At 48.0% G+C, this 6,511-nt stretch carries 7 protein-coding genes; 2 read left to right on the top strand and 5 right to left on the bottom strand.

The genetic code is table 11. From position 1 onward, the window contains the following. Both WC959_01295 and WC959_01290 read left to right on the top strand, forming a co-directional pair. On the top strand, positions 1-530 hold a 530-nt coding region (locus WC959_01295; protein ID MFA5687779.1), incomplete at its 5' end, for a transposase. Beyond that, the gene (locus WC959_01290) at positions 530-796 is read left to right on the top strand and encodes a transposase (protein ID MFA5687778.1); all 267 of its coding nucleotides are present in this window, start codon (positions 530-532) and stop codon (positions 794-796) included. The genes WC959_01295 and WC959_01290, both read left to right, overlap by 1 nt. A 251-nt stretch (positions 797-1,047) precedes the next feature. Here the strand turns inward: WC959_01290 and WC959_01285 are convergent, their stop codons facing one another. The 5 genes from WC959_01285 to leuS form a co-directional block, all read right to left on the bottom strand. Further along, the gene (locus tag WC959_01285; protein MFA5687777.1) at positions 1,048-2,046 is read right to left on the bottom strand and encodes a Fic family protein; all 999 of its coding nucleotides are present in this window, start codon (positions 2,044-2,046) and stop codon (positions 1,048-1,050) included. A 36-nt stretch (positions 2,047-2,082) separates the two neighbouring features. Next, positions 2,083-2,499, bottom strand: a complete 417-nt coding sequence (locus WC959_01280) for a hypothetical protein (protein ID MFA5687776.1) — start codon at positions 2,497-2,499, stop codon at positions 2,083-2,085. 10 nt (positions 2,500-2,509) lie between these two features. Next, entirely contained in the window at positions 2,510-3,448 is a 939-nt protein-coding gene (locus tag WC959_01275; GenBank protein ID MFA5687775.1) for a DUF2235 domain-containing protein, read from the bottom strand. Positions 3,449-3,459: 11 nt separating this feature from the next. Continuing rightward, positions 3,460-3,720: a hypothetical protein gene (locus WC959_01270; GenBank protein ID MFA5687774.1), complete on the bottom strand. Its 261-nt coding sequence runs from the start codon at positions 3,718-3,720 to the stop codon at positions 3,460-3,462. Between the two features lie 69 nt (positions 3,721-3,789). Continuing rightward, on the bottom strand, positions 3,790-6,315 hold the full coding sequence (leuS, locus tag WC959_01265) for a leucine--tRNA ligase (GenBank protein ID MFA5687773.1): 2,526 nt from the start codon (positions 6,313-6,315) through the stop codon (positions 3,790-3,792). Between the last annotated feature and the right edge of the window lie 196 nt (positions 6,316-6,511).

Genomic DNA, 6,511 nt, shown 5'->3' with positions numbered 1-6,511 from the left:
AAACCGGCCGTACAGCGCCTCTGCCTCGAGGCCACCGCCGGGCGGTATTCCACGGCAGCTCATTGGATGCACTCGACCGGCTGGTTCAGCGTCACCCCGATGCGACGTTGACAGAGATTAAAGATCTGGACTGCTCCATCATGGCGGTTCAGCGCGCATTAAGCCGGCCCGGATACCGGTATAAAAAAACGCTGCATGCTGCCGAACAAAAACGGGAAGACGTGGAGCGGTTACGTGAACAATGGCTCGCAGAACTCCCGCACCTTGATCCCGGCCGTCTGGTGTTCATCGACGAGTCCGGCGCTAAAACTAATATGACCCGGTTACACGGACGTGCCCGTCATGGTCTGCGGCTGTTGGCACACGCGCCGCATGGACACGGGTGTACCACCACGATGATCTCGTCGATCCGGTTGAACGGACAGACGGCAGCGATGGAGGTGGAGGGTCCATCAGACGGCGCCGTGTTCCGTGAGTATATCCGTGCGGTATTGGCACCCACACTGTGCAGCCCGGCGATATCATTGTGATGGATCACCTCAGAACCCATTATGATCCGGAAGCTCTTCGTTTGATTGAAGCGTGCGGGGCAACGATAAAGTTCCTGCCGCCCTGCAGCCCGGACTTCACTCCGATTGAAAAGATGTGGAGCAGAATCAAAACCCTACTGCGACGTCTGGGCGCCCGGACACAGGATGAATTATCCGCCGCAATCAGCCGGGCATTCGCACAGGTCACACCGCAGGATGCTGCCGGATGGTTTTCATCGTGTCATATTACGGCTTCTCAATCGTGATATGCTCTAATATCACGAATAAACACGAATCCTGTTTCTGCGCATTCGTGAAAATTCGCGTCATTCGTGGGTAATGAATCCGTGCCCTTCGTGGTTCTCTTCTTCGCGCGCTTTGCGATCTTCTTGTTTAAGAATCTCTAACAGGAAGGCCGCAAAGACCGCTAAGATTTTTAACCGCGGATATAAACGGATGAAAAACTGTAGGCCGCGTGCCCTCACGCGGCGCGCCGACTGAGGCCAGTCGGCCTACATTATCGTGATGCAGCTTGTTTTTTTGCTTTTTCAACTAAACGCAGCGATTCACGCCATTCTTCGCGCAGCAATGTTTTGAATGCTGTGATGGCTGGATGTTGCGGAAGAAGCGGGTCATTGCGTTTTATGATACCGACGGCGCTTTCGTAATTCCATAACAGATCAATATATTCAACGCGGCGTTTTAGAGAAATCATCAGTGGCGGGAATCCGCATTTCAACAGCGGCAGGTTTGCAATTAAACGCGCGATGCGTCCATTGCCGTCAAAAAACGGATAAATGCGCACAAAACTCAAATGCGTCCAGGCATAAACATTAATGGCTTTTACCGACGATGTTGCTGAATTCAGCTTGCGGTTGAATTCTTTGATCCAGCGTGCCATCAGTTTCTGCGTATCAGACGGACTCGCATATTCCATATAAACCGGCTTATCTTTTTTCACACCGGTCGTTCCGTTATAATCACGTTTCCAGTCGCCAACAGGCCGCAGAGAATCAATCGCGCTTTTCTGCATTACGCACCGGTGCAAATTAAATAAATCCTCAGCGGTGATTTTGTCTTTTTGAATCAGGTCATAAATCAGTTCAACCGCTTTGGCGTGGCCGTAAACCTCTTCGTGATCTTTGAGCGGTTTGCCGCTGATTGTCAGTCCGAGTTCCAGCACTTTAATTGTTTCGCCGAGCGTCAGCGTATTGCCCTCAATTGCAGTGGAGTCATACGTCCACAGCGCCGTAAACTGTTTTAACAAGGCTTCGCGAATATCCGCCGGAAAATTTTTGAAAAACAAACCAGATTGCTGATTTTGTTTTTCGCGCGATTTTAAAAACACCACCACAGCATTATGCGTAATATTCAAACCATGTTTTTCATTTAAAATTTCCGCAATTTTACGAAACGAAACTCCTTTTTTACGTAAATTTAAAATCTGCTTTTCAAATGGCGCTAAACTGGACGATGAATTTTTCACTACCGGAACAGTATCCCAAGCAATAAGCATTGTAACCATAAAAAATTAACGAAATTGAACAAATTTTTAGTTACAATTTTTTGTATAAATTTCAACATGTCCATTTGCGTGTACGCAGAAGAGAGTTAAACCTATTGATGTTAACATTGGAACAAGAGGATCGATATAAAAGCTAAAATGTTTATTTGCAGGATAGACAAAACCGATGTCGCAACTAGATTTTTTCATTAAGTGATGAAAACATAGCATTAGCCCTTTTGATGCAACATCAAATACTTGTGTTTTTTTATAAGGTTTTCCGAAACGAGAACTTCCTTTTTTAGAAGATGTGCTTCCTTTTGCTTCGATAAGAAAAAGTTTATTGTTTGGGTCAATGGCTTCAACATCGATGCCGCGTTCACCAGCAAGAACTTTACTTTTTATTTTCCAGCCTTGCTTGATTAAAAAATCACACAATTTTTCAATAGTTTCGTTTTCGTCCATATAAAGCCCTTTATATGTATAATGGATTGTCTGGTAAATTTAGCGGGCGATAACTGGCATTATTCAAAATACGAGTTCTTACTGACGAATGGACATGATCGTTTGGATTAATTTGTCGGATGTGTTTGCCCAACACTCTCCAATTTCCACAGTATGAATCATGCATTTTACTGGTTCCATCTGTATCAAGGGCTAGCCGGTCATTTATATTTTCAATAAATTCTAGCCCATGTTTTTTTGCAGCATCAATCATCCAACTCAATGTAATATTAGAAAGTTGAGATTCTTCATCTGGATACCCTCCGCCGATATCTGAATGAACACCAGAAAACCAAGTTTGCGTGACACGTGAATCCGTATCAAAATGCAATATAGGGAAGTTTTTACGCTTTTCATCAATTGCTATCGCATGATAAGCAGCTTTTACATTTGGATAGAGGACGGTATCTTTTCTGTCTGGGTCTTTAGTTGATTTTACTGTATCCCAGACTCCAAGCATTTCGATTTCAACATCAAAAAAGTTATCGGATTTTTTAAGCTTATTTGCTGCTTCACTGTCTTGTTTATAATAACTTTTCCATGCATTTTTCATATTTTGTTCTTTTCGGGGCATCCCGCAATAATAAAGCAATTGAGCAAATGTGCGGGCAGTGTAAGCACCGCGGCTGAACCCGAAAATAAACAGTTTATTGTCAGTATCTTCAGCATAGCGTCGTTGAAGAAACCGGTATGCACCTGAAATACGCTCATCTATACCGGCACCAAATGTTCCGCCTAAAATTTTTTCATTACTTTTAGTTCCAACGCCTTCTTCATAATGAACGTTGTATTTGTAATTTTTTGGCAGAAAATGATATAATTTTTCTACATTGGTTTGATTGTCATCTCCGTTCTCTGTTGCTTTATTCCATGTGCCGTCGAAAAGGAGTACAAGATTTCGCGTTGCCATATTAGATGCCCCTAGTATTCAGTCATATCGGGTGCTTCAACCCAATAATCAATGTTGAATGGGGCATAAAGCCCTAGACTAGCAACGCTAAGCAGTGAGTAGAAAAAATTTGTACGATATTCTACTTTTGCCAACCCGAGTCTATTTTCAGCCTTACAGACCTGACGACTGTTATCGTTCCAAATAAAGCCATAAAAAGACCCATGAATAACTTCTTTACCATATTTCGAATCGGGAGTTTTTGGACAATCGCCTTCAATGGGAACATTCATACAGGCAGAGGATATGCTTATTAGACATACAAAGAAAAAAGCGTTGATCCATTTCATATCGTACTCTTATTAATTTGCTGCGACATTCACCAGTCGACCGAAGACGACGATGACTTTGCGGATGGTTTTGCCTTCGGTCCATTTGAGGACGGCGGGGTCGGTGACAGCGAGCTGTTCGATTTCTTCTTTGGTGGCGGCGGACGGGACGGTGAGCTGTCCGCGGACTTTGCCGTTGACCTGCAGCGCCATTTGTATGGAGTCGCGGTGCAGCGCGGCTTCAATGAATTCCGGCCATTCAGCGCTGAGTACGCCGCCGGTATAGCCGAGTTCCTTCCACAGCTCTTCGGCGATGTGCGGTGCAAACGGTGAAATGAGGATGACCACTTTTTCGATGGCATCACGGAACACCGCTTTGGCCTGTTCAGAGCTGCCGGCGTCGATGTTCAACTCATCGATGGCGTTCATGAGTTCCATGATCGATGAAATGGCGGTGTGGAAGTGGAATGCGCCGTCGAGATCGCCGGTGATTTTTTTGATGGACTCGTGAACTTTGCGGAACAGGCCGCGCTCCGGCGCGTCCATTTTTGACATATCCGGCGTGAGATTTTTCGATGCGGTTAGCAGATCATGATTCTGCCAGACGCGGCGCCAGATGCGGCAGAGAAAACGGTAGGCGCCCTCCACGGCGCTGTCGTTCCATTCGGCTTCTTTTTCCGGCGGGCCGATGAAGAGGGTGTAGAGACGGACGGTGTCGGCGCCGTAATTTTCAATGAGCTCGTTCGGGCTGACAACGTTGCCTTTAGATTTGCTCATTTTATAGAGCTTGCCGTCGACGGAGCTTTTTTTGCAGATCATGCCTTGTGTAAACAGTTTGGCGAACGGCTCGTCGAAATTAATCAGGCCGAGATCGTGTACCACTTTGGTGAAGAAGCGCGCGTAGAGCAGATGCAGAATGGCGTGCTCAATTCCGCCGATATATTGATCGACCGGCAGCCAGTTATTGCAGGCGTCGGTGTCGATGGCTTTTGTGTTATCATGTGCGTTGAGATAGCGCAGGAAATACCAGCTTGAATCGACGAATGTGTCCATGGTGTCGGATTCGCGCCGCGCCGCGCCGCCGCACTGCGGACACGCGACGTTTATAAAACTTTCAGAACTTTTGAGCGGCGATTCGCCGGCCGGTTTAAATTCGACATCGGTCGGCAGCAGCACCGGCAGATCGTTTTCGTTCACCGGTACCATGCCGCACTGGTCGCAATAGATAATGGGAATCGGTGCGCCCCAGTAGCGCTGACGCGAAATCAGCCAGTCGCGCAGGCGGAAGTTAATGCTGCCTTTACCGAATTTTTTCTGCTCGGCAAATTGAATCATCGCGCCGATGGCATCGCGGTTTTTCATGCCGGTGAATTCATCGGAATCGCAGCAGATGCCGTCCTCGGTAAAGGCGGTTTCCATTTCGGCGAGCTTCAGTGAACCGGCGGCATTCTGAATGGAAAGCTTAACCGGCAGATTATATTTTTTTGCGAACGCCCAGTCGCGCGTGTCATGCGCCGGCACCGCCATCACCGCGCCGGTGCCGTACATCAGCACATAGTCGCCGACCCACAGCGGAACCTTTTCGCCGGTGAACGGATTGATCACATAACGTCCGGTGAAAAGTCCTTTCTTTTCGAGGATATCGGATTCGCGGTCGAGGTTGGTCAGCTTCGCGGCATCAGAAATGAATTGCAGCACATCGTGTTCCTGCGGCAGGCCGGCGATGAGCTCTTTGAGCGCCGGATATTCCGGCGCGACGACCATATAGGTGCAGCCGTAAATCGTGTCAACGCGCGTGGTAAAGCAGTCGACGGATTGAATGCTGTCGGTTTTTCCGTCGTCGCGCGGCACGAGCGCAAATTGAATTTCGGCGCCTTCGGAGCGGCCGATCCAGTTGCGCTGCATCGTTTTTACGCGCTCCGGCCAGCCGTCGAGTTTATCCAGATCGTCGAGCAGGCGCTGGGCGTAGTTGGTGATTTTGAAAAACCACTGTTCGAGCGCTTTCTGTTCAACCGCAGAATCACAGCGCTCACACGTGCCGTCCACTACCTGCTCGTTTGCCAGCACGGTTGCGCAGTCCGGACACCAGTTGACGCAGCTTTTCTTTTTATACGCCAGCCCGCGCTTGAACATCTGGATAAAAAGCCATTGCGTCCATCTGTAATACTCCGGTTCGCATGATGCGATCTCTTTTTCCCAGTCGTAGCAGCAGCCCCACGCGGCAAGCTGTTCTTTCATCACGGCAATGTTCGCCATCGTGCTTTCGCGTGGCGGCGTGCCGGTTTTAATGGCGGCGTTTTCGGCGGGCAGGCCGAATGCGTCCCAGCCCATCGGGGAAAGCACATTGAAACCGCGCATTTTTTTGTAACGGACAACCGCATCGCCGATGATGTAATTGCGACCGTGGCCGACGTGCAGTCTGCCGGAGGGATAGGGAAACATCATCAGGCAGTAGTATTTGTTCGCGGTGTCAGACAGGTCGGTTTTAAACAGTCCGTGATCGTCCCAGTACATCCGCCATTTCGGCTCAATTTCAGCAAAAGGATATTTCTCGTTCATAGCAACTCTCCGAAAGCGTAAAAGAGTACGGAATTTCGACCTTTGAACAAGGAATATCGGATTATGCCCGCCGGGAAATTAAATTTTACATGGAAATTCCGTCTAATTAAATCCCGCCTTCGATTTTTACACTGATCAGCATGAATTTTTAATGACCCCAAAAAACACATTCGAAGCAGGGTGCGGCGAATGCCGG

It is taken from the genome of Kiritimatiellales bacterium, from assembly GCA_041656295.1.
GTDB lineage: Bacteria > Verrucomicrobiota > Kiritimatiellia > Kiritimatiellales > Tichowtungiaceae > Tichowtungia.
The sequence above is the reverse complement of the archived record's forward strand: the minus strand, read 5'-3'. Positions and strand labels throughout refer to the sequence as shown.